Raw genomic sequence first — 23,361 nt, 5'->3', positions numbered from 1 at the left:
TTTATAATGCCAACTATTAATGAACTTCAATTAGCTAAGGAGCTAATTAAATTTCCAACTGTTACACCTGTTGATGCTGGCATAATGAAGTTTTTAGAAAAAAAACTTAAAACACTAGGATTTAAAACTAAAATTTTAGAGTTCAAAGAGAAGAATAGCAAACCAGTAAAAAATCTTTACGCAAGACTTGGTAATAAAGGACCAAATTTTTGTTATGCAGGTCACTTAGATGTGGTTCCTGCTGGAAATTTGAAAGATTGGACGGTAAATCCATTTAAACCTTCTATTAAAAAGGGATACTTAATTGGAAGAGGTGCGAATGACATGAAAAGTTCAATTGCTGCATTTGTTTCTGCAGTAAGCAATTTTGTTAGGAATAAAAGAAAATTTAATGGCTCCATTAGTCTTTTAATTACAGGAGATGAAGAAGGTGTTGCAATCAATGGCACTAAAAAAGTAGTCGATTACTTAAGAAAGAAAAAAGAAAAAATAGATTTTTGCTTAGTCGGTGAGCCTACTAATCCAAATAAATTAGGTGAAATGATTAAAATTGGTCGAAGAGGAAGTATGACTGGCAGACTTTCAATTATAGGTGTTCAAGGACATGTGGCTTATCCTCAAAGAGCGAACAATCCATCCACAGCACTTGTACAAATTTTAAAAGAATTAAAAGATATTAAATTTGATAATGGGACAAAAGATTTTCAACCAACAAATCTTGAAGTTACTAAAATAAATATTGATAATTCTGCAGATAATGTGATTCCAGGTTTAGCTAATGCAAAATTTAATATTCGATTTAATAACAAACATACTTCAAGTTCTATAAAAAAGAAAATTGATACAATTATAAAAAAAATAAGTAATAAAAATAAATCAAAATATAAGATTGATTATAGTGTATCTGGAGAGGCATTTTTGACAAAGCCAAATAATACAACTTTTATGATTAGAGATATCATTAAAAAAATTACAAAAATCAAACCTCAACTGTCAACAACAGGTGGCACTTCTGATGCTAGATTTATTAGAAAAATAGCTCCATGTTTAGAATTTGGTTTAGTTGGCAAAACAATGCATAAAGTAGATGAAGCAGTTTCATTGTCTGATTTAAAAAAACTTACTTTGATATATTCAAATATTTTACAAAATTATTTTAAGTGAAAACTGGTTTAATTACCTCTAATACTTATCAAAATCATAATACCGGTGAAGGACATCCAGAGAAAATTGATAGGGTTACAGCTGTAATCGATAACTTTAAAAAAATTGATAACAAAGAATTAATTTGGAAAAAACCAGCTAGATTTGATCAATCTTTTTTAATAAATACTCATTCTTCTGAATATATAGATCTAGTAAGTAAATCATTTCCAGAAAATGGTTTGGCTTTTCTTGATGGAGACACAGTTGTTTCTCCTGGCAGTAAAGAAGCAACCAAAGATGCTGTAGGATCTATAATTGCAGCTATCGATGGGGTTCAGCAGAAAGAATTTAAAAATGCGTTTTGTGCTGTAAGACCTCCTGGACATCATGCTGAAAAAAATAAAGCAATGGGATTTTGCATTTATAATAATGTTGCAGTAGGTGCTAATTATCTAATTAAAAAGTACAAGTACAATAAAGTTGCAATTATTGATTTTGATGTCCATCATGGAAATGGGACACAAGATATTTTTTATAATAACGAAAAAGTATTATATATTTCAACTCATCAATATCCTTACTATCCTGGATCTGGCTCAGAAAAAGAAACTGGTAAGTTTAATAATATTTTAAATATTCCTCTTGAAGCTGGAACTTCTGCTGAGCAATACTTAAACGCTTATGAAAGTGTTTTAAAAAAATTAAAAGAATTTAAACCTGAATTTTTATTATTTTCTGCGGGTTTTGACGCCCATATCGATGATCCTTTAGCTCAACTAAAACTTAGCTCAGAAGACTTTTACCATATAACAAAAAGAACTTTAGAAGTTTCTAAATCAATATGCAAAGGAAATGTAGTTTCAATTCTAGAAGGTGGCTATGACCTTAGAGCTCTTCAAGATAGTACTAAAAGACATGTAGATGCTCTAATAGAATTTAATTGATAATTCAAATATAAACTCTACAAAACCTTTATGAAACTTTACAGAATTAAAAAATCTGACATCGATAAAAAAGGCAGAGGTTTGTATGCTACAAGAGATATTAAAAAAGGTACAAAAATAATTGACTACGTTGGAAAACTTATCACAAAAAAACAAACTGAAGAGTCTGATAAATATGATAACAGTAAACCAATTTATTTATTCACTATTAATAAAAGATACGATTTAGATGGTGATTTTCCATGGAACACAGCAGGTTTAATTAATCACTCCTGTGATAACAATTGTGACTATGATGGAAAAGGTCTTAAAATTTGGGTGAAAGCAATCAAGGCTATTAAAAAAGGTGAAGAATTTACTTGTGACTATGGTTTTGGATATGATGAAAATTACAAACAATTTCCATGTAAATGTAAATCTAAAAACTGTTGTGGTTACATTATAAGAGCAGAGTCTAGATGGCGAATTAATAAAAAATTCGCAATGAGTAATAAGAAAAAATTAATAAATAACTCTCGCTAAAAAAAGACCCTCAGGAGGTGCAGGTGGTGCACAAAGAACTCTTTTCTTAGATTTAAATACTTTATCAAATTTTTTTAAATCCCATTTTTTTTCACCTAAATATTTTAAGCATCCAACCATTGACCTAACCTGCTGCTGTAGAAAGGATTGTGATTTAAATTCTATTTCAATTTTATTTTTAGATGATTTAATCTTAACCGATTTAATTGTTTTAATTGGACTTTTTGCATGGCAACTTGAGGATCTAAAGGTAGAATAATCATGAGTGCCAACTAATTTTTTTGCTCCTTTTTTAATTAAATTTAGATCTAAGGGTTTTCTTACATGCCACCCTCTTTTATTTTCAATCACAGGAGCACTAATCTGATTAAGAATTATATATTTATAAACTCTTTGTTTTGCTGAAAATCTTGAATGAAATTTATTACTTCTTTTTCTGATTTTTTTAATAGCCACCCCTTGATCATTTAAAAAATGATTAATTGATTTTAAAAACTTTGTTAAATCTAAGATTTCATTTTCACTATCAAAATGACCAGACTGTTCAATTGCATGAACACCCGTATCAGTTCTACCTGAACCATTTAAAATAATTTTTTCTTTTAAAAGTTTTGTGAGTTTTTCTTGAATAAGTCCTTGAATAGTTGATCCCTTTTTTTGAATTTGCCACCCTCTAAAATCTGTTCCCACATACTCAATAAGTAGTTGATACCTAGCCATTTAAATTACATCACCTTTTTTAATTTGTGAACCAAGCATAAATTCACCAATATTTTGGGGCTTTTTCCCCTGTCTTTGGATTTCTGTAATCTTAATTGTTTGTTTGTCTCCACAAACAATCTCTAGGTAATCAGAAACAATTTCTCCTGGCTTTCCAATTCCATTGCCAATTTCTGCTTTTAAAATTTTGTATCTTTCACCCTTGTATATGAAAAATGCACCTGGTGCGGGATACAAACCATTTATTTTTCCAATAATAATTTTTGCTTCATCATTCCAATTAATTTCCCCCTCAGCCTTTTGAATTTTAGATGCATATGTTGCTTTTGAATGATCTTGCTCAATGAATTTTGCTTTATCTTCCATTATATCATCAACATTATCTAATATTTTCTCAGCTGCTATTAAAGATAATTTCTCAGATATATCACTAGCGTTTAGATTATTTATTAAATCTATTTTATAAGTATTACACACTGGGCCTGTATCAAGCTGTTCAGCTATTTTCATAACACTAACACCTGTTTCTTTATCAAGATTCATTATTGATCTTTGTATGGGAGCGGCACCTCTCCATCTTGGTAAAAGAGATGCATGTATATTAATAAATCCCTTTTTAGTTAAATTTAAAAACTCTTTTGGGATAATTTGCCCATATGCAACAACAATTGCAAGATCTGCATCGATGCTTTTAAAATATTCATATTCTTCATTGTTATTTTTTAAATTTTTTGGAGTTCTAAAATCTAAATTTAAAGTTTCAGCAATCCCTTGTATAGGAGATTTATTAATTTTTTGACCTCTTTGTGATTTCTGAGGAGGTTGTGTATAGACATCTGATATTGGATAACCATTTTGATAAAGAGATTTTAAAATGGGTACAGCAAACATTGGTGTGCCCATGAAAACAATCTTTTTTGCCATCAATTAAAAAACTGCGGTATTTGATTTTAATTTAGATAGCTTTTTTATGATCATAGATTTTTTTAATTTTGAAAGGTAATCGATAAATAATATTCCTTCTAAGTGATCCATTTCATGTTGAATACATGTAGCAAGTAAACCCTCTGCCTTTAATAATTGTTTTTTTCCATTATAATCAAGGTATTCTACATCACATTTACTTGGTCTATCTATCTCGGCAAATTGTTCAGGCACTGATAAACAGCCTTCTTCGTGTGTGTTTTTAATCGGATCTTTATTTAAAATAACTGGATTTATAAAATATCTAGGTTCTTTTTTTCCGTCTTTAGCAATATCCATCACTATAATTCTTTTTGGGATGCCAATTTGAATTGCTGCAAGACCTATACCATTAGCATCATACATTGTATCCAACATATCATTCATGAGTTGTTGTTCTTCTTTACCAACACTTTCAATAGGTTTTGAAATCTGTCTAAGCAATTTATTTGGTTCAGTGATTATAGTTTTAACAGCCATTACAAATTATTTTATTATAATTTCTAAACTTTTAAAGGAAGAATTTTTAATAAAAGTTTATTCCTAATCGAGTCAGTATTTAATTGGTTCAGTGTATTTATTATAAAATAAACCGTATCATCATCTATAACCTCAATTTTCTCAGGCCCAATAACCTCTATAATTCTAAGTAATGCCGCTCCAATTTCTTTATTATCAAGCATTTTCTGAATATCTGAGGGCATCTCTGATTTGTTAACTTTGTAAAGATTTTCATATTTTTTTGAGATTTCAATTCCATCAGACTTTAAAGCTTCAAGAAAAATTATATCTTTCTTAGATAAAGAGTATTTTTTATCTTTTTTTATTTTTTTTAAAAATTTATCAAGATCTTCTTCAATTTTCGATTTTGCATAATCTCCATTAAAATAATTTACCAATTTGGATTGGTGTAATATTTTATTGTTATATTTTATTCTTTTATTAATGATTTCATCACTTTTTAAATACTGATTATAAAAAGTAGTGAAATTAGATGGTACATCTGTTTCATCAATTTGCTTTAAAGATTTTCTAAGTTCTTCATCAAAAGCATCCTCGATACCTTCAGATTTAAAGATATCTTTTAGAATTTTCATTAATTCGAGTTTTAGTTTTGGCTCCTCAGTCAAAAGCAATCTTTGATAAACTAAAGCTTTCCCTTCAATGGATGATAGGGATTTATATGACTCTTTAGTATTTAACAGCTGATTTATATTAAATTGAAATCGCTTATAAAACTCAAACAACTCTTCTTCTGAGTAATTTTTATCATGAGTTGCTTTTTCAATAGTTGAAATTTTTTCTATATCTGTAATCTCTACATCTTGAATTTTATATAACAAATTAGAAGATGATAAATACTTCCAAATTAATTTAGGTGTGTCTTTATTTGGCTCAAATTTGAATTCAGGATTGGTTCTATGGGCTAAATGAAAATCTAGAATTGAATTTTCAGAGATTTCTTTATTTGCCTCATCTATATATCCAAATAAGTAATTTATTTTATTTTCGAAATACTCATCTGAAAAACCTAACTCTTTCTTTAAATCTAAAATTAATTGAGCTTCCTCATTTTTTCCATAATTAATTAAGCAATATAAATTAAATTTTGATAAATATTCATCTTCTAAAGGTTCTTTGATCTTAGAGAATATTTCACATGATTTTTTAACATCTGATTGAGACAAATATCTATCAACCATGTATCTCATTAATTCCGGATGAAGATTAGTGACTTGATTCTTGATAAGATATTCTTCTATTAAATCTAAGTTAGAGTTTTTAATGAGCCACTCTGTTTTAAACTTTAGAAATTCCTGATCAGTAATATTTTGATTTGGATAATAAGCATTTGTCAATAATGAAATATTAAGAATTTCAGAAGCATCTTTTGAAAGTTCGTATTTATCTATGTTATTAAAAAGTTTTTTAAGTGTTGAACCATCAGAATTTGACCACATATTTATATCCAAACCATATTCTTGTGGATCATATAATCCTACAATTTTAGTTGTTTTTGACGTAAGTTCTTGGTCTAACTTTATAGAGACTTCATTTTTATCTGATTGCATTTTATAAATACTGCTTTCAGATACCTCTTGTTTATTTTCAATTGATAAATTTTCTTCAGAAATAGTTTCAGACTCTTGTTTTTCTAAATTCCAAATATCTACAGGCTTATCCTCTGCAAACGATGAGAAAGAAATTAAAGAAAAAATTACAATTGATAAATTTTTCTTATTTAACAATTTTGAAATTTTCATTTGGAATAGTTTTTTCTATTTCTTTTTTAGGAGCTGGGAAATCAACTTTGTTTATAAAAAAAACAAGTCCTAATATAACTATAAGACCAATCATAGATTTTATAATTATTGCAATGACATTGGTTCTGCCTGAACTTGTATTTTTATTGAATTGCATATAACTTTAGTTAATTTCAAATTAAGACATATTTGTGTTTTTTCAATAAAGAAACTTATGAAATCAAAAGAAAATCTTGTGTTTTTAGGTATGATGGGATCTGGGAAGAGCTCTATTGGTTCGCTAACTGCAAAAAAATTACAGATCAAATTCATAGATGTAGATAAAGAGATTGAAAGAGAATTGGGCTTATCTATATCCAAAATATTTGAAACAAAAGGTGAAGATTATTTTAGAAAATTTGAAGAAAAAACAACTCTCAAATTATTAAAAATTAATTCAGTTGTCGTATCACTTGGTGGTGGAGCATTTATGAATAAAGTTATTAGAAAAGAAATTCTTAAAAACCACATCTCTTTTTGGCTAAACTGGAATAATGAAACATTACTGAATAGAATTAAAAATAGTAAAAAAAGGCCCCTGGCTATTAGTTCAACAGAAAATGAATTGATTGATTTAATAAAAAAACGATCTAACATTTACTCTAAAGCTTTATATGAAATTAAATGTGATAAATTGTCAAAAAATGAAATTGTTAAAAAAGTTTTAAAAAATTATGAAACCCATTAAGTTAAAAATTAATACTAAAACTCAAAAATATTCAATTATTATTGGTTCAAATTTAGGATCTGGTATATCAAAAATTTTAAAAGAAAATTCAATAAACTTTAAACAATGTTTGCTCGTTATCGATAAAAATGTTTCTAAACATTTTATTTCAAAGATTAAAAAATCTCTTAACAAAAAAAAACTTCATATTCATTATTTTAAAGCTAATGAAATGAACAAAAATTTTACAAGCGTAAACAAAATTTTGGATATTTTACTAACCAAAAACTTTTCAAGAGAGGATTGTGTTATATCTATTGGTGGGGGTATTACTGGAGATATAAGTGGTTTTGCAGCTAGTCTATTTAAAAGAGGATTAAAATTTATCAATATTCCAACTACACTTTTATCTCAAGTAGACTCATCGATTGGAGGAAAAACAGGAGTAAATACTAAATTTGGAAAAAACTTAATAGGAAGTTTTTATCAACCAAATCTGGTTATATCAGATATTCAATTTTTAAAGACTTTACCAAAAAGAGAATTGATTTGTGGTTATGGTGAAATTTTAAAACATTCTTTAATTGCCAATAAAAGTTTTTATAAATTTTTAGATAAAAATAGTAATAGAATTTTAAAACTTTCATCTCCATTTATTGAAAGAGCTATATACGAAAGCTGTAAAATAAAAAAAAATGTTGTTGAAAAAGATGAAAAAGAAAAAGGCTTAAGAAAAATATTAAATTTTGGTCACACATTTGCTCATGCTTATGAAGCTTCTTTAGGTTATTCAAAAAGACTCAACCACGGAGAAGCCGTAATACTTGGGATGCAAAGTGCGTTAAGTTTTAGTTTAAAAAATAATTTAATTCAAAAAAATGACTATTATTCAATCTTAAAGCATATTTCAAAAGCAAGTTTACCCTCAAATTTAAAACAATTTTTTAAGATTCAAGATTTAAATAAAATATTATCTTTTATGGCTAAAGATAAAAAAAATAATTCAAGTAATATTAATTTAGTTTTATTAAAAAAAATTGGACATCCAATTATAAATAGAGAGTATAAAAAAAATAATTTATCCGAATTTCTAAAAAATGAATTAAGAAATTAAAATTTGTATTGAATGGATATGTTCTTTCATTTCTTTATCTAAAATTTTATATACTCTTTTATTGCTTTCAATTCTACTTAAAGTCTTTAATTCACTTGAACTCATAATAATTTTTAAATGATATCTTCCCTCTTGATTACCAGCATGATTTTTATGAAGAAAAGATTTATCCTCTATTTTAATACTTTCGATATCAATTTGGTCAGTAAGTTTTTTTTTTACAATTGCAATTAACTCATTTATATCCATAAACTTAATCTATTATACATCATGAAAAATATTTGCGACTGGAATAATTGTAATGAAATTGGTGATTACCGAGCACCAGTTGAAAAAGATAATAGTAAAAAATATAGAATGCTTTGCCTAGAGCATGTGAAAGAGTTCAATAAAAATTGGAATTATTTCTCAGGAATGAATGATGATCAGGTCTTGAATTTCTTAAAATCAGATATGATTTGGCACAAACCCACTCAAAGCTTTAGCTCTTCTGATAATTTCTTCAAAGTTCTGTGGAATAACACTTTAAGGGATGAGTTGGACAAAGATAAAATTAATGGTGACTACAATCATATGCGTCAATTTAAATTTAACCATAAAGATATCAAAGCCTTTGGTATATTGGGAATTTCAGTGGGATTGAAGTGGGAAAAAGTTCAAGATAAGTTCAAATTACTTGTCAAAAAATATCACCCAGATATAAATGCCGGAAACAAAAAATATGAAGAAAAACTAAAATTAATAACTTTAGCTTACACTCAGCTTAAAAATACTTATAGAGACAAAATTGACTCCAAATCTTAATATTCAACCCAACATAAAAGTTTCATTAAAACAAACTTTTGGAATCGACTCTGAAATGGAAGTAGATGCTTTTGCAGAGAAGAATGAATATGTTCCTGAAATAGACAAAAGTTATAAATTCGATAGAGATACTACGATGGCAATAGTTTCTGGTTTTGCCCACAACAAAAGAGTCTTAGTTCAAGGCTATCATGGTACCGGAAAATCCACCCATATAGAACAGATTGCTGCCAGATTAAACTGGCCATGTATTCGAGTAAATTTAGATAGTCACGTAAGTAGAATAGATTTGATAGGGAAAGATGCAATCGTTCTTAAAGATGGAAAACAAGTCACTCAATTTAATGAAGGTATATTACCTTGGTCAATACAAAATCCGGTAGCACTAGTTTTTGATGAGTATGATGCTGGTAGGCCAGATGTAATGTTTGTAATTCAAAGAGTTTTGGAGGCAGAAGGTAATTTTACTCTTCTGGATAAAAATAAAGTAATTAAACAAAATAAATTTTTTAGATTGTTTGCAACTTCAAATACTGTTGGATTAGGTGACACCACTGGTCTTTATCATGGAACACAACAAATAAATCAAGGACAAATGGATAGATGGAATATTGTCACTACTCTAAATTATCTAAGTCTTGATAGAGAATTAGATATTGTTTTGGCAAAAAATAAAAATCTGAATAACTCTAAAGGAAAACAAAATGTTGCTAATATGATAAAAGTAGCCTCTTTAACTAGAAAAGGATTTATCGCAGGTGATATATCAACAGTAATGAGTCCTAGAACAGTTTTGCATTGGGCAGAAAATTCAGAAATTTTTAAAGATACAGGTTATGCTTTTAGAGTAACTTTCCTCAATAAATGTGATGAAATTGAAAAAAATACTATCGCTGAATATTATCAAAGATGTTTTGGTGAGGAACTTCCAGAGTCATTGATGAATATTCAGATTTAAATGAGTAGTAAAATAGATAGTTTAAAAGAAAAATTCAGACTTGCTTTAACTTCAACAGCAAAAGTAATTTCAGATGATTATGATTTAATTAATAAATCATCAGATAAAGATAAAAAAAAGGAATTAAGCTCAATTGAAATTGACAACTTAACTAAGCCAAGTGATTTTATTAAATTACGTGCTGAAACAGATTCTTCTGCTTTAAAAAAAAAATTTTCTGATGAAGGTGTTTATAAAAAAAACCTTCCTTCTAATACATCATCAAGATCTCTTTATAATATTGCTGAAAAAATAAGATATGAGGCCTTGGGTGGTAAAATGCTTAAGGGAATTGAAAAAAATTTTCAACAGAATTACTCACATATCATTAATACTAAAAGAAAAGATCAATTAAAAACAAAAGAAGACGTACCCGTAACAGAGGCATTTGAACTTTATATGCTTAAAAATTTTCATCAAATAAAGTTAAATCCTTTAACAAATAAAATGTTGAATTTTTGGGAAAAAGATTTTGAACAATCAGTAGAAAAACATAAAAAATTTTTACAAGAAAATTTAGAAAATCAAGAAAACTACAGTTCAAGATTCTCTCAAATTTTAGAGGAAATGGATATTTTTCAAACTGAAGAAGATGAAGAAAAAAAAGATGAAAATCAAGATCAAGGACAAGACAATCCCTCAAACGATGACCAGAATAAAGACAAGGAAGACAATAAAGATGAGAATAATGATCAAGAAACACAAGCCACTTTAGATGCTGATTATGATGTTGATGAGTTTAATCTTGATGAACAGCTTTCAGATATTGAGTCTGATGAACAAAGTTCAGAAAAAATTGTTCAAAAAAATCTAGATAATATCAATTTAGATTACAAAATTTTTACAACTCAATATGATGAGGTAACAAAAGCTGAGAAATTAGAGAATGCAGATGAGGCAGCAAAGCTTCGTAAGACATTGGATCAACAACTAGTAGGATTTCAAGACGTCATAACTAAACTTGCAAACAAGTTACAAAGACAGTTGCTTGCAAAACAAAATAGAGCGTGGGATTTTGATTTAGAAGAAGGTTTACTTGATAGCTCAAAGCTACCAAGAATTATTATGGATCCATACAATTCGTTGTCATTTAAAAAAGAAAAGGATTTAGATTTTAAAGATACAATCGTTACTTTATTAATTGATAATTCTGGATCAATGAGAGGAAGACCTATTACAATAGCTGCAATATGCGCTGATATATTATCAAGAACTTTAGAGAGGTGTTCTGTAAAAGTTGAAATTTTAGGATTTACAACAAAAAACTGGAAAGGTGGACAAAGTAGAGAGTTTTGGAATAAAAATTCAAAACCTAAAACTCCTGGACGATTAAATGATTTAAGACATATAATTTATAAAGGTGCTGATACTCACTGGAGACAAGCTAAAAATAATTTAGGACTTATGCTTAAAGAGGGTCTGTTAAAAGAAAATATTGATGGAGAAGCTATTTCTTGGGCTTACAATAGAATTAAGAAGAGAAAAGAGGAAAGAAAAATTATGATGGTAATTTCTGATGGCGCACCAGTAGATGACTCTACTCTTTCAGTAAATTCAGGTGATTTTTTAGAAAAACATTTAAAGAAAATGGTTAAATTCATAGAAACAAAAACTGAAATTGAAGTTTTGGCAATTGGTATTGGTCATGATGTTTCGAGATATTATGATAAGGCAATTAAAATTACAGACGTAAATGAACTGGGAGATGTTATGATATCTCAATTAAGTTCTTTATTTGAAACTAAAAGAAAATTTCACTAAATATTAAATAAATCTTTATTATTCCATTTAATAATCACTTCTGCCCCACTTCTAGTTTTTGAGTTTCTACAATTAATTGAAGCAAAATTTTTCTCTAAAAGTGTTTTTCCAATAAACAACCCTAATCCTAGACCTGTTTTCGACTTATCAATAGGATCTTTAGTTCTTAAATATGGTTCACCAATTTTTGATAAGAGATCTTTTGGATAACCCTTGCCATCATCTTCAATGGTAATTTCCGTGATTTCACTATCACTTTTTAAGGTTATATTAATTTTATCTTTAGAAAATTTATTAGCATTTCCTATAAAATTTCTTAAGCCGTATACAATTTCTATAGATTTGGTTATTTTTTTTTGATTTGAAAATTGATCATAATTAAAAATAAATTTTTTTTCACTAATCTCTTTAAATGATGCAATAATTTCACTTAAATAGTCTTTCATTGAAAGATCTTTATCAATGAACTCATCTTCTTCTACAGGGTTTAAAGTTAATCGTTTTAGAATTTCATTGCATCTTTCCACTTGGCTGGACAATAGCTCAATATCTTTTTTAACGTCATCTTGATTTTTAAATTGTTTTTCCAAATCATGAGCAATTATTTTTATGGTAGATAAAGGAGTTCCGAGTGAATGAGCTGCAGCTGCAGCTTGACCTCCTAAAGATAAAAGCTCATGTTCAGTAGCCATCACCTCTTCCATTTTTGCTAGTGCTTCTCTTCTTAATCTAGATTGTGTTCCAAATGACATGGCCAAATAATTTAGAAAAATTAAGGCAATTATTAAAGCGATTGGAATTGAGTAGAAATAGTAAGGACTAACATGAAAATGATCACTAATTGGAGACGGTAAATCTAAAGAGTAAAATGTAAGTATAAAAATTGTAACTATTGTAAGAAATACTAATAGGGAATTAGTTCTAAAACTTAAATTTGATGAGGAAAAAATACTTGGTATCAGTAAAAAAATAACAAATGGATTGGTAATTCCTCCTGTAAGATAAAGTAGAGCACCTAATTGCAGTATATCGATTACTAAAAAAATAAATGCTGATCTATCTGATAATTGTGTTTTTTTATATATAAATATTAAAAATAGATTGCTTAAAACACCTAAAAAAATAACTAGATTACAAACAATAAAATTAAAGTCAAAATTTAAGAAAAAATAGACAAAGTTAACTGAAATTAATTGTCCAATAATACCAATCCATCTTAAGCTTATATAGGTTGATTTTTTAAAGAAATGATATTTTGAAGTTTCAAAGAACTTCATTATTATATGTCAAGATTTTGTACATTAATTGCATTAGAGATAATAAAATCTTTTCTCAAAGCAACATCGTTACCCATTAATGTATGTATTAGACTTTGATCTTTTTTGGAATCTTTTGAATACTGTACTTGTAATAAATTTCTTGTTTCAGGATCAAGAGTTGTGCTCCATAATTCTTCCGGATTCATCTCGCCTAAACCTTTAAATCTTTGAATATTCATTTTTGATTTTTCTAGATCTAGTTCTTTAATAAACTCTTTAGATCCTCTTTTTAATTTTTTTAATTCTTTATTGTTATTAACAATATAATCCTCTAGCTCTTTTTCATCTTTAATATATATTCCTTTGGTTCCTTTGTTTATTTTAAATAAAGGAGGTTGAGCTAAATAAACATGTCCATTTTCAATTAATTTATTAAATGGTTTGTTGTTAAAAAAAGTTAATAGAAGAGCTCTTATGTGAGATCCATCTACATCAGCATCCGTCATAATAATAATTTTTCCATACCTTAGATCTTTTAAATCTATTTCTTGTACTTTTGGATCTAGTCCTAAGGCATTGATTAAAGTAACTATTTCATTAGATGAAATCATTTTTGATAAAGCTTTAGTTCTTTGTTGTTCAGAACTATCACTGTTCCCATTCTTTTTAACGTTTAAATCTTCAACATAAGTATTTAAAATTTTACCTCTTAAAGGTAAAACAGCTTGATTAGCTCTATTTCTGCCCTGTTTAGCCGAACCACCTGCTGAATCACCCTCTACAATAAACAACTCTGTGCCTTCTTGTTTTCCTATTTGACAATCTGCAAGTTTTCCAGGAAGACCACTTAATTCTAAAGCACCTTTTCTTCTTACATTTTCTCTAGCTTTTCTAGCCACATCCCTTGCCATGGCCGCTTGAATAACTTTTGCAAGAATTATTTTTGCAACTGAAGGGTTTTGATCAAACCATATAGATAGTTTTTCATTCACAACTGTTTCAACAATCATTCTAACTTCTGAAGAAACTAATTTATCTTTAGTTTGAGATGAAAATTTTGGATCTGGAATTTTTGCAGATATCACACAAGTAAGGCCTTCCTTGATATCATCTCCTGAAATAGCTAATTTGTTTTTTTTAAGAAGATTGTGTTCATTTGCATATTTGTTAATAACTCTTGTTAATGCACTTCTAAAACCTAATAAATGTGTTCCACCATCTTTTTGATAGATATTATTTGTGTAAGGAAAAATATCTTCAGCATAACTTGCATTCCATTTTAAAGAACACTCAAGTTCAATATTGTTTTTTTTTCCTTCTATATAAATTGGTTTTTTAAATAAATCATTTCCATTTTTATTTTGTAGTTTCTCTCTTTTTTCATCTAGAAAATCTACAAACTCAAGAACACCACCATCAAATTTAAATTCAGATGCTTTCTCTTTTTTTACACTAGCGTCAGTAAAAATTATTTTAATACCTTTGTTCAGGAAGGCTAGCTCTCTCATTCTTTTTATCAAAATATTTGCACTAAATTTTGTAGAAGAAAATATTTCTTTTGATGGCAAAAATGTTATTTGAGTTCCAGTTTCTTTAGATTTTCCTGTGACCTTCAACGGTGCTTTTGCTTCACCATTTTTAAAATCTATAAAGTGCTTCTTTCCATCTCTATTAATCTCTAATTGTAACGACTCAGACAGAGCATTAACAACAGAAACACCCACTCCATGAAGTCCTCCTGACACTTTATATGAATCATGATCAAATTTACCACCAGCATGAAGTTGAGTCATAATAACTTCTGCAGCTGATTTTTTTTCTCCTTTATGCATATCAACAGGAATTCCTCGACCATCATCATTTACAGTAATAGTTCCGTCGGAATTAATTCTTACATTAATATTTTTACAGTGACCTGCTAGAGCTTCATCTATGGAGTTATCGACAACTTCATAGACCATATGATGCAAACCAGTTCCATCATCTGTATCTCCAATATACATCCCTGGTCTTTTTCTAACTGCTTCAAGACCTTTTAAAACTTTGATGGAGTCTGCCTGATATGTATTTTTATTCGTCATTTTTTAATTTTTTGGAAAAATAAATTATAACATTTTTTATAAAAAATGCTGATTTATCTTCACATAATTTAATAAAAAAGGGCTAATTTACACTGTAAATAAAGGAATATTTGAAAGCAATTCAAAGATGATTTTTACTAATGAAATGATTGCTTGTTTGAAAGTTCTTTAAATTAAAATTTTTAATATTTTCACTTACTTATCAATTATTTCTTTTTAAAATTATATTTACATTAAAATTAATTAATTATTTTAAATTTTAAAAAACTTTGTTTAAGAAATAATTACAATAAAATTTAGATACAATTATCATTTTTAATGCAGTTTTTAATTTCATTTAATACTTGATCAACTGATATTAACTTAACTTCATTATTATTTTGAACAAAGTTATCTCCACATCTTTTAATTCCAACTTCCCTAGATTTATTATAAAAACTACTTATTATTTTATGCATCATGCTAAATCTAGGTAATGTTTTATCTGTTGCACCAATGATACAAAATGTTTTCTTTTGGAAAGCACCAGCAACACAAGAAGGTCCTGAGTTTATACCCACAAAATAATTACAAAGATAAATCAGTTGTATAATTTCACTTCTATTTAAATTTTTACAATCAATAAAATTTTTTTTATTATTTGATTGTAATAAAATATTATTAAAATAATTTTCATAATTTTGAGAGTTAATAACAAATATAGTTTTGGCAAAATTTGATCTGATTAATGCATCTGCTAATTGAGAAAAATTTTCTTGAGGCCAAATTCGATTTTTTTCAGTTGAGTCAACTCCAAAACAAACCCATGGTTTTGGTAAATTTTTATATTTATCAAATATAGGGCTTATATCATTTTTATTTAAAACCAAAAATTTATCTTCAAAATTATATTTTATGTCTAATTGATTGCAAAATTTAATAGACTGTTCAGTATAATTATACCGTAAATCATTTTTTTTTAATCTTATTTTTGTATCCACAAAAAATTTTTGCGAACCAATTCCAAATCCATAAATCTTGTTTATACCTGCTAAAATTGAAGCTAATGCAGGACCTTTGGTTTTTTCTAGAATAAAAGCAGTATCAAAACTTTTTTTTTTTAGGTCTTGAGATAAATTGTATATATCAGTAACAAAAGAAGTGCCTCTCCTAAAGTAGCTTTCAAGCACATCATCAATATATTTTTGTTTTATCAAAATATTTTTAAAACCCAAGTGCTGGTTAATACAAATTGAAACCTTAGAATTATATTTTTCTGAAATTGCTTTTATAAAAGGAAGTTGTAAAATTAAATCACCAAGCTTAGGTGATGTATAAAAAATACATATTTTCATAAGAACAAGTATATACTTTTTTTAAGTATCATTTTAATTACAATTTTATAATTCTTATTATTTTAATCTGGCGGAGAGAATGGGATTCGAACCCATGTAAGAATTGCTTCTTTACACGCTTTCCAAGCGTGCGCCTTAAACCACTCGGCCATCTCTCCAACTTATGTTATAAAAATTTATGAAAAAATATTTAACAAAAATATTAAAGAATGAGTACAAATTATTATTTAAAGCACTAAATTCATCAACAAAATCAAGCTTTAGGATAGACTCATTGAATCTAACCCTTAATAACAATACACCTTTAGGGGAAAAAAATGAAAAATTAATTCTTCCGTTAGATGAAATTATTACACCTAGAATATTTAAAAATGAACAGTGGGACTATTTTATAATAAAATTTATTAAAAAAAATATCAAATATAAGAATAATTATTTTTTTGATATAGGTGCTAACGTAGGTTTGATTTCAAGGCAACTTCAAAAATTAGATCTGAACATTAAAAACTATTTTTGTTTTGAACCAGAAAAAAACAATTTTAATATACTAAGCAAAAATTTAATTAATAAAAAAACATATCTCTATAATTTTGGTCTAGCCTCTAAAAATAAAAAAACCAAAATTTTTGTAAACAAATTAAATAAATCTGATAATAGTATCTACTTAAATAATTATGTAGGAACAAAAAATAATCTATCTAAAATTATACTTAAAGATTCAAATATTGTTTTTAAGAAAATTATAGATGATAAAAAAATTAATCATATTATTTATAAATCAGATACCCAAGGTATGGATGAGGAAATTTTTTTAAATTTAGATTATGAAATTTTAGATAAAATTTATTTGCTTATATTGGAAATTTCAAATTTTAAATTTATATCAAAAAATTTAGATAAATTTTTAAATAAGTTGGAAAATTTTAGATTTATATCAACTGAAAACCAATCTGATATAACTTTAGGAGAACTAAAAAAATTAATTTTTAAAAAAGAAGAGTTTAACTTATTGGCTAAAAAATAATCAAAAGTTAAGAATAACAATTTCTTTTACAATTATCATTTTTCTTTGCTTATTTTTAATACACCTATAAATGCCTCTTGAGGAATTTCTACTCTTCCAAACTGTTTTGATCGAGCCTTACCTTTTTTTTGTTTTTCAAGAAGCTTTCTTTTTCTATCTGTAGCTCCTCCTCCATGAATTTTAGTTAATACATCTTTTTTGAAACCTTTTATAGTTTCTCTAGCTATTATCTTGCCACCAATTGCGGCTTGCACTGGTATCATAAAATTATGTCTTGGAATTAAATCTTTAAGTTTTTCACAAACTTCTCTTCCTGTTCTTTGAGCAAAATCTTTATGAATCATCATGGCTAATGCATCTACTGGCTCTGCATTAACTAAAATTCCAAGTTTTACTAAATCACCTTCTCTATGTTCAATAATTTCATAATCAAAACTTGCATATCCACTAGTCATTGATTTTAAGCGATCATTAAAATCAAAAACCACTTCATTTAAAGGTAGTTCATAATTTACAACAGCTCTATTTCCTGAATAACTTAAATTAGTTTGTACCCCTCTTTTATCCTGACACATTTTTATAATAGAGCCTAAGAATTCATCTGGAGTAATTATTGTTGCTTTAATCCAAGGTTCTTCAATCAACTTAATTAAAGTTGGGTCTGGTAAGCTAGAAGGATTATGAAGGTCAACAATATCTCCACTATTCATATGAACTTTGTACACTACCCCCGGAGTTGTTGTTAACAAGTTTACATCAAATTCTCTTTCTAATCTTTCAGTAACAATTTCTAAATGAAGTAACCCTAAAAACCCACATCTAAAACCTAGTCCTAACGCTGAGGAAGACTCAGGCTCAAATGAAAAACTTGCATCGTTCAATTGCAATTTAGCTAAACCGTCTTTTAATTTTTGATACTCAGAACTATCTACTGGAAACAATCCACAAAACACTACTGGCTTACTTGGTTTAAAACCCGGAAGAGCTTCTTTCAAAGGTTTGGCAGCATCACATATTGTGTCTCCAACTTTTGTTTCTGATAAAACTTTTATTCCAGTTGTTATAAAGCCAATTTCTCCAGCGTTTAACTCGTTGATATCTGTGGCTTTTGGTGTAAATACACCAACTTTTTCAACAATATGCTCTTGATTAGTTGACATCATTTTAATTTTCATATTTTTTGAAATTTTACCATCAATAACTCTAACTAAAATCACGACTCCTAAATATGTGTCGTACCAACTATCGACCAATAAACATTTTAAATCTCCTAAACTTTCACCTTTAGGGCTAGGTAAAGTTGTTATAATTTGCTCTAAAATATCTTCTATACCCTCACCTGTCTTTCCAGAACATGGAATTGCGTTCTCGGTGTCAATTCCTATAACTTCTTCTATTTGTTTTTTTGTTCTATCTAAATCTGATGCTGGAAGATCAACCTTGTTTAAAACTGGCACAATCTCATGATCAATATCTAAAGCTTGATAAACATTTGCAAGAGTTTGTGCTTCTACTCCTTGAGTGCTATCAACAATTAAAATTGATCCCTCACAAGCATAAAGGGATCTACTGACTTCATAACTAAAATCGACATGACCTGGGGTATCAATGATATTTAAAATATAATCTTTACCATCCTTTGCTTTATAATTAAGTTTTACTGTTTGAGCCTTAATTGTGATTCCTCTTTCACGCTCAATATCCATTGAGTTTAGTACTTGAGCTTTCATCTCTCTCTCTGTAAGCCCTCCACATCTATGAATTATTCTATCTGCTATTGTAGATTTACCGTGATCGATATGCGCAATAATTGCAAAGTTTTTAATATTATCGATCTTGCTCATTTGCTTTAAGATCGTATCTTAGCACCAGTTTTATTTTCAACTGTTTTAATTATAGAATTATTGATATTTTCTAAGTCACTATCATTCAATGTTTTTTCAGAGGATTGTATAGTCACACTAATTGCAATTGATTTTTGACTTTCTGGAATATTTTCACCCTCATAGACATCAAAAACTTTAATATTACTAATCAGTTTTTGATCTACACTTGAAATTGCATTAATTAAATCTTGAGCTTTAACTTTTTTATCAACTACAAAAGCAAAGTCTCTCTCAGATTTTTGATAATCTGATACTTCAAATTTAGTTTTTTGGTCTTTTAATGTTTTCTTTGGTAATTTTAAATTGTCTAGAAAAATTTCAAATCCAACTAATGACTCTGTTTTAATATCTATTTTTTTTATAATATTCGGATGGATCTCACCAAAATATGCTACAATTTGATCTTTACCTCGATTTAAAAATAACCTACCTGATTTACCTGGATGGTAATAATTTGGTGTTTCATCATCTATAAAAAATTTGTCTGAATTATATCCTGCTTCAATTAAAGTTTGGACTACATCTCTTTTAACATCAAATACATCAACATTTCTCTCTTTTTCAATCCATGATAATCTTGATCTTTTACCTGCTGATAAACCACAAACTACTGTGTTTTGTTCGCCAGGATTTGAGCCAGTAAAAATTGGCCCTATCTCAAATATTGATAAATCTTCAAAACCTCTATCCAAATTTTTATTCATATACATGATTAAATTTGAAAAAATTGAGTTTCTCAAAACTCCCAGCTCTGAGCTTATGGGATTTACTATTTTAATTTCCTTATTTTGATCTTTAAAATGATCATTGTAATTTGAGTCGGTAAATGACCATGTTATTGCTTCTAAATAACCTTTGGAAGCTATTGCTCTTTGTAAAAAGTGAAATAACTTTTGTGACTGAGTTAAAGTAGATTTATTTCTTTCTTTAATTGGATCTATAGTTTTTATTTTATCATAACCGGTTATCCTTACTAGCTCTTCAACAATATCTATTTCCTGTGAAATATCTGGTCTCCAAGTTGGGGTGGTTAATTTTAAATGTTTTTTTTCTTTTTTAATTTTAAAACCAAGATCTTCTAAAATTTTAAGCATTTCCTTAATTGAAATTTTAAATCCTGTTATTTTTTCAAATAAATTAGTATCAAATTTTATGGTTTTAGTTTTCGTTGTTTGAATTGTTTGAATATCAATTTTACTAATTTCACCCCCGCAAATCTCTTTAATTAATAGTGCTGCTTTATTTAATCCGTCTTCAATCGATAATGGATCAATACCTCTTTCAAACCTAAACTTTGCGTCTGTATCTAAGTTTAATTTTTTTGATGTACTTCTAATAGATCTAGGCTCAAAATAAGCCGACTCTAATAAAATATTTTTTGTATCAAATTCAGTACCTGATCTTGTGCCTCCAATAATTCCACCTAATCCTAACACACTTTTATTATCACTAATTACACACATACCATCATCTAATTTATAATTTTTATTATCTAGAGCTGTAAACTCTTCACCAGATTTTGAATTCCTAACCACAATATCTTTTTCAATTTTATCTGCATCATAAGCATGGAGTGGACGATTAATATCAAACATTACATAGTTAGTAATATCAACTATTGCAGAAATTGGTTTTTGTCCAATTGAAACTAGTTTATCTTTTAACCATTTAGGGCTTTCAGTATTTTTTACATTAGTAATTAAACAGCTACCAAAAGAACTACAAGCTTGATTTTTTTCTTTATTAATTTTAACTTTTAAAGTTTGTTTCACATTTGACTTAATTTTTTTTTCTTTTAAATTTTTTAGTTTTCCAAAACCTGAAGCAGCAAGATCTCTTGCTATACCTCTAACACCAAGACAATCTGGCCTATTAGGAGTAATCGACAGATCTATAAGATTGGAATTTGATTTTGAAAAATAACTTTTTCCAATACTCTTTTCATATTTTTTTGATGATAATTCAGTTATCCCATCACTTTCATCTGATAAATTTAATTCAGATTCAGAACATAGCATCCCATAGGAAGTAATATTTCTAATTTTAGCTACCACTAATTTTACTTTACTTTTTGGAACAATGGCTCCTGGAGGTGCATATATTGTAATTAATCCTTCTCTTGCATTGGGTGCACCACACACAACTTTTTTTATTTCTTTTTCTCCTACATCAACATCACAAATTTTTAGTCGATCAGCATTTGGATGTTTTTCTGTCTTTAAAATTTTTGCTACTTTGAATAAATCAAGACCAGCTGATAAGTTTTCTACACTTTCAACCTCAAGCCCAACATTTGTTAGCTGATCTAAAAGCTTATCCTCATTTAATTTGGTATCTAAATGATCCTTTAACCAATCAAATGTGATTTTCATCGACTTAAACCTCTATAATTAGTTGGTACATCTAAAGGATCAAATCCAAAATGATTTAACCATCTATAATCACAATCAAAAAAAGCTCTTAGGTCATTAATGCCATATTTAAGCATCGCTAGTCGATCAATTCCTATTCCAAATGCATATCCCTGATATTTTAATGGATCGACTTTCACATTTTTTAAAACATTGGGATGGACCATTCCGCAACCCAATATTTCAAGCCATTGGTCTCCTTCTCCAATAACAATTTTCCCATCTTTAATTTCATAACCAATATCTACTTCAGCTGATGGTTCAGTAAAAGGGAAGTGACTTGGTCTAAATCGCATTTTAATTTTTTCAACTTCAAAAAACTCTTTAATAAAATAATTTAAGCAACCCTTTAAATGTCCCATATTTATATCTTTATCTATATGTAAACCTTCTACTTGATGAAACATTGGTGCGTGGGTTTGGTCACTATCTGATCTGTAAGTTCTTCCAGGCGCAATAATTTTAAATGGAGGTTTGTCTTTTAACATTGTTCTGATTTGGACTGGAGATGTATGAGTTCTTAATAAAACTTCTTTATTCTCATCAAGATAAAACGTGTCATGCATATCTCTCGCTGGATGATTGTCAGGAGTATTTAAAGCTGTAAAATTGTTATATTCATTTTCAATATCTGGGCCTTCTTCAACACTAAAACCTATCTCGGAAAAAATTGATGAAATTTCATCTATAGTTTGTGAAACTGGATGAATTTTACCTCTCACAAAAGTTCGCTCAGGAAGAGTTACATCAATTTTTTCTTTTTCTAATTTTTCATTTATTTTTTTTGATTCAATTTCATTAATTTTATTAGTTATTAAATTTTGTAACTCATCCTTAATTTGATTAAGATTTGATGCAAATTTTTTTCTATCTGTCTCTGGTATAGATCCAATATTTTTGAATTGAGAAGATATTAAACCGTTTTTGCCAAATAATTCTGTCTTGATTTGATTAATTTCTTCTAAACTTAAATTATTGTTAAGTTTAGCCGAGTAGTCATTTTGAATATTTTTTATGTCTGACATATTGATAGATTATTTCCTTAAGAAATAAAAACAATAGCGAAGATTAATTTAAAGCGGATTGGGCTTTTTGAACAATTGTTTTAAATGCTTCTGGGCTATCGTAAGCAATTTCAGCTAAAATTTTTCTATCAATTGTTATGCCACATTTTCCAAGGCCATTGATAAATTTAGAATAAGTTAAACCCTCGGCTCTAACACCAGCATTGATTCTTTGTATCCACAAAGATTTGAAATCTCGTTTTTTATTTCTTCTATCTCTGTAGGCGTATTGCATCGCTTTTTCCATCGCTTGCTTTGCAACTCTGATAGTATTTTTTCTTCTGCCCCATTGACCTTTGACAGCTTTTAAAACTTTTTTATGCTTTGCTTTACTAGTTACGCCTCTTTTTACTCTTGCCAT

General features: G+C 28.0%; 22 protein-coding genes and 1 tRNA gene. 9 read left to right on the top strand and 14 right to left on the bottom strand.

The window, feature by feature from the left end; genetic code table 11:
• Positions 1–6: 6 nt before the first annotated feature.
• Genes dapE through ACIJYF_RS00300 form a run of 3 tightly spaced genes read left to right on the top strand, consistent with a single transcriptional unit; the run spans position 7 to position 2,612 of the window.
• On the top strand, positions 7–1,164 hold the full coding sequence (gene dapE / locus ACIJYF_RS00310; protein WP_435116734.1) for a succinyl-diaminopimelate desuccinylase: 1,158 nt from the start codon (positions 7–9) through the stop codon (positions 1,162–1,164).
• The gene (locus tag ACIJYF_RS00305) at positions 1,161–2,090 is read left to right on the top strand and encodes a histone deacetylase family protein (RefSeq protein WP_435116732.1); all 930 of its coding nucleotides are present in this window, start codon (positions 1,161–1,163) and stop codon (positions 2,088–2,090) included. The genes dapE and ACIJYF_RS00305 overlap by 4 nt, the downstream gene beginning before the upstream one ends.
• A gap of 30 nt (positions 2,091–2,120) precedes the next feature.
• Complete coding sequence (locus tag ACIJYF_RS00300) at positions 2,121–2,612, top strand: SET domain-containing protein (protein ID WP_435116730.1); 492 nt, start codon at positions 2,121–2,123, stop codon at positions 2,610–2,612.
• On the opposite strand, the gene truA is transcribed toward ACIJYF_RS00300, so the two are convergent.
• From truA to ACIJYF_RS00275, 5 genes are read right to left on the bottom strand one after another with little or no spacing between them, the layout of a single operon-like run.
• Entirely contained in the window at positions 2,592–3,332 is a 741-nt protein-coding gene (gene truA, locus ACIJYF_RS00295; protein ID WP_435116728.1) for a tRNA pseudouridine(38-40) synthase TruA, read from the bottom strand. The two genes, ACIJYF_RS00300 and truA, sit on opposite strands and share 21 nt — an antisense overlap.
• A complete protein-coding gene (fmt, locus tag ACIJYF_RS00290) occupies positions 3,333–4,256 on the bottom strand; it encodes a methionyl-tRNA formyltransferase (protein ID WP_435116726.1) in 924 nt (307 codons plus the stop codon).
• Between the two features lie 3 nt (positions 4,257–4,259).
• Positions 4,260–4,775: a peptide deformylase gene (def, locus tag ACIJYF_RS00285; RefSeq protein ID WP_435116724.1), complete on the bottom strand. Its 516-nt coding sequence runs from the start codon at positions 4,773–4,775 to the stop codon at positions 4,260–4,262.
• 23 nt (positions 4,776–4,798) lie between these two features.
• Positions 4,799–6,559, bottom strand: coding sequence for a hypothetical protein (locus tag ACIJYF_RS00280; protein ID WP_435116722.1), 1,761 nt, complete (start codon positions 6,557–6,559; stop codon positions 4,799–4,801).
• The gene (locus ACIJYF_RS00275; protein WP_435116720.1) at positions 6,534–6,716 is read right to left on the bottom strand and encodes a hypothetical protein; all 183 of its coding nucleotides are present in this window, start codon (positions 6,714–6,716) and stop codon (positions 6,534–6,536) included. The genes ACIJYF_RS00280 and ACIJYF_RS00275 overlap by 26 nt, the downstream gene beginning before the upstream one ends.
• Before the next feature lie 57 nt (positions 6,717–6,773).
• Here ACIJYF_RS00275 and ACIJYF_RS00270 point away from each other — a divergent pair, with 57 nt between their 5' ends.
• Positions 6,774–7,286, top strand: a complete 513-nt coding sequence (locus tag ACIJYF_RS00270) for a shikimate kinase (protein ID WP_435116718.1) — start codon at positions 6,774–6,776, stop codon at positions 7,284–7,286.
• The gene (gene aroB, locus ACIJYF_RS00265; RefSeq protein WP_435116716.1) at positions 7,273–8,379 is read left to right on the top strand and encodes a 3-dehydroquinate synthase; all 1,107 of its coding nucleotides are present in this window, start codon (positions 7,273–7,275) and stop codon (positions 8,377–8,379) included. Before ACIJYF_RS00270 ends, aroB begins: the two co-directional genes overlap by 14 nt.
• Here aroB and ACIJYF_RS00260 read toward each other — a convergent pair.
• Positions 8,368–8,628, bottom strand: a complete 261-nt coding sequence (locus ACIJYF_RS00260) for a BolA/IbaG family iron-sulfur metabolism protein (protein WP_435116714.1) — start codon at positions 8,626–8,628, stop codon at positions 8,368–8,370. The two genes, aroB and ACIJYF_RS00260, sit on opposite strands and share 12 nt — an antisense overlap.
• A gap of 21 nt (positions 8,629–8,649) precedes the next feature.
• On the opposite strand from ACIJYF_RS00260, the gene ACIJYF_RS00255 reads away from it, so the two are divergent.
• Genes ACIJYF_RS00255 through ACIJYF_RS00245 form a run of 3 tightly spaced genes read left to right on the top strand, consistent with a single transcriptional unit; the run spans position 8,650 to position 11,941 of the window.
• Complete coding sequence (locus ACIJYF_RS00255) at positions 8,650–9,183, top strand: J domain-containing protein (protein WP_435116712.1); 534 nt, start codon at positions 8,650–8,652, stop codon at positions 9,181–9,183.
• Complete coding sequence (gene cobS / locus ACIJYF_RS00250) at positions 9,167–10,141, top strand: cobaltochelatase subunit CobS (RefSeq protein ID WP_435116710.1); 975 nt, start codon at positions 9,167–9,169, stop codon at positions 10,139–10,141. The genes ACIJYF_RS00255 and cobS overlap by 17 nt, the downstream gene beginning before the upstream one ends.
• Positions 10,142–11,941: a cobaltochelatase CobT-related protein gene (locus ACIJYF_RS00245; RefSeq protein ID WP_435116708.1), complete on the top strand. Its 1,800-nt coding sequence runs from the start codon at positions 10,142–10,144 to the stop codon at positions 11,939–11,941. It begins immediately after the preceding gene.
• Here ACIJYF_RS00245 and ACIJYF_RS00240 read toward each other — a convergent pair.
• The 4 genes from ACIJYF_RS00240 to ACIJYF_RS00225 form a co-directional block, all read right to left on the bottom strand.
• Positions 11,938–13,218 carry an ActS/PrrB/RegB family redox-sensitive histidine kinase gene (locus ACIJYF_RS00240; RefSeq protein ID WP_435116706.1) on the bottom strand — a complete coding sequence of 427 codons (1,281 nt, stop codon included), beginning with the start codon at positions 13,216–13,218 and terminating at the stop codon, positions 11,938–11,940. The genes ACIJYF_RS00245 and ACIJYF_RS00240 overlap by 4 nt on opposite strands.
• Positions 13,219–13,220: 2 nt before the next feature.
• Positions 13,221–15,281 carry a DNA gyrase subunit B gene (locus ACIJYF_RS00235; RefSeq protein ID WP_435116704.1) on the bottom strand — a complete coding sequence of 687 codons (2,061 nt, stop codon included), beginning with the start codon at positions 15,279–15,281 and terminating at the stop codon, positions 13,221–13,223.
• Positions 15,282–15,577: 296 nt separating this feature from the next.
• Positions 15,578–16,615 carry a glycosyltransferase family 9 protein gene (locus ACIJYF_RS00230; protein ID WP_435116702.1) on the bottom strand — a complete coding sequence of 346 codons (1,038 nt, stop codon included), beginning with the start codon at positions 16,613–16,615 and terminating at the stop codon, positions 15,578–15,580.
• A 68-nt stretch (positions 16,616–16,683) separates the two neighbouring features.
• Positions 16,684–16,773 (bottom strand) — tRNA-Ser (locus ACIJYF_RS00225).
• 20 nt (positions 16,774–16,793) lie between these two features.
• On the opposite strand from ACIJYF_RS00225, the gene ACIJYF_RS00220 reads away from it, so the two are divergent.
• Positions 16,794–17,639: an FkbM family methyltransferase gene (locus ACIJYF_RS00220; protein ID WP_435116700.1), complete on the top strand. Its 846-nt coding sequence runs from the start codon at positions 16,794–16,796 to the stop codon at positions 17,637–17,639.
• A 35-nt stretch (positions 17,640–17,674) separates the two neighbouring features.
• Here the strand turns inward: ACIJYF_RS00220 and lepA are convergent, their stop codons facing one another.
• Genes lepA through rplT form a run of 4 tightly spaced genes read right to left on the bottom strand, consistent with a single transcriptional unit; the run spans position 17,675 to position 23,361 of the window.
• Positions 17,675–19,483, bottom strand: a complete 1,809-nt coding sequence (lepA, locus tag ACIJYF_RS00215) for a translation elongation factor 4 (RefSeq protein WP_435116698.1) — start codon at positions 19,481–19,483, stop codon at positions 17,675–17,677.
• Positions 19,484–19,488: 5 nt separating this feature from the next.
• Positions 19,489–21,897, bottom strand: coding sequence for a phenylalanine--tRNA ligase subunit beta (gene pheT / locus ACIJYF_RS00210; protein WP_435116696.1), 2,409 nt, complete (start codon positions 21,895–21,897; stop codon positions 19,489–19,491).
• Positions 21,894–22,961: a phenylalanine--tRNA ligase subunit alpha gene (gene pheS, locus ACIJYF_RS00205; protein ID WP_435116694.1), complete on the bottom strand. Its 1,068-nt coding sequence runs from the start codon at positions 22,959–22,961 to the stop codon at positions 21,894–21,896. The genes pheT and pheS overlap by 4 nt, the downstream gene beginning before the upstream one ends.
• Before the next feature lie 43 nt (positions 22,962–23,004).
• The gene (gene rplT, locus ACIJYF_RS00200) at positions 23,005–23,361 is read right to left on the bottom strand and encodes a 50S ribosomal protein L20 (RefSeq protein WP_023649116.1); all 357 of its coding nucleotides are present in this window, start codon (positions 23,359–23,361) and stop codon (positions 23,005–23,007) included.

It is taken from the genome of Candidatus Pelagibacter bacterium nBUS_49, assembly GCF_051200925.1.
Taxonomy (GTDB): Bacteria; Pseudomonadota; Alphaproteobacteria; order Pelagibacterales; family Pelagibacteraceae; genus Pelagibacter.
This window is presented reverse-complemented; position numbering and strand designations above follow the sequence as displayed.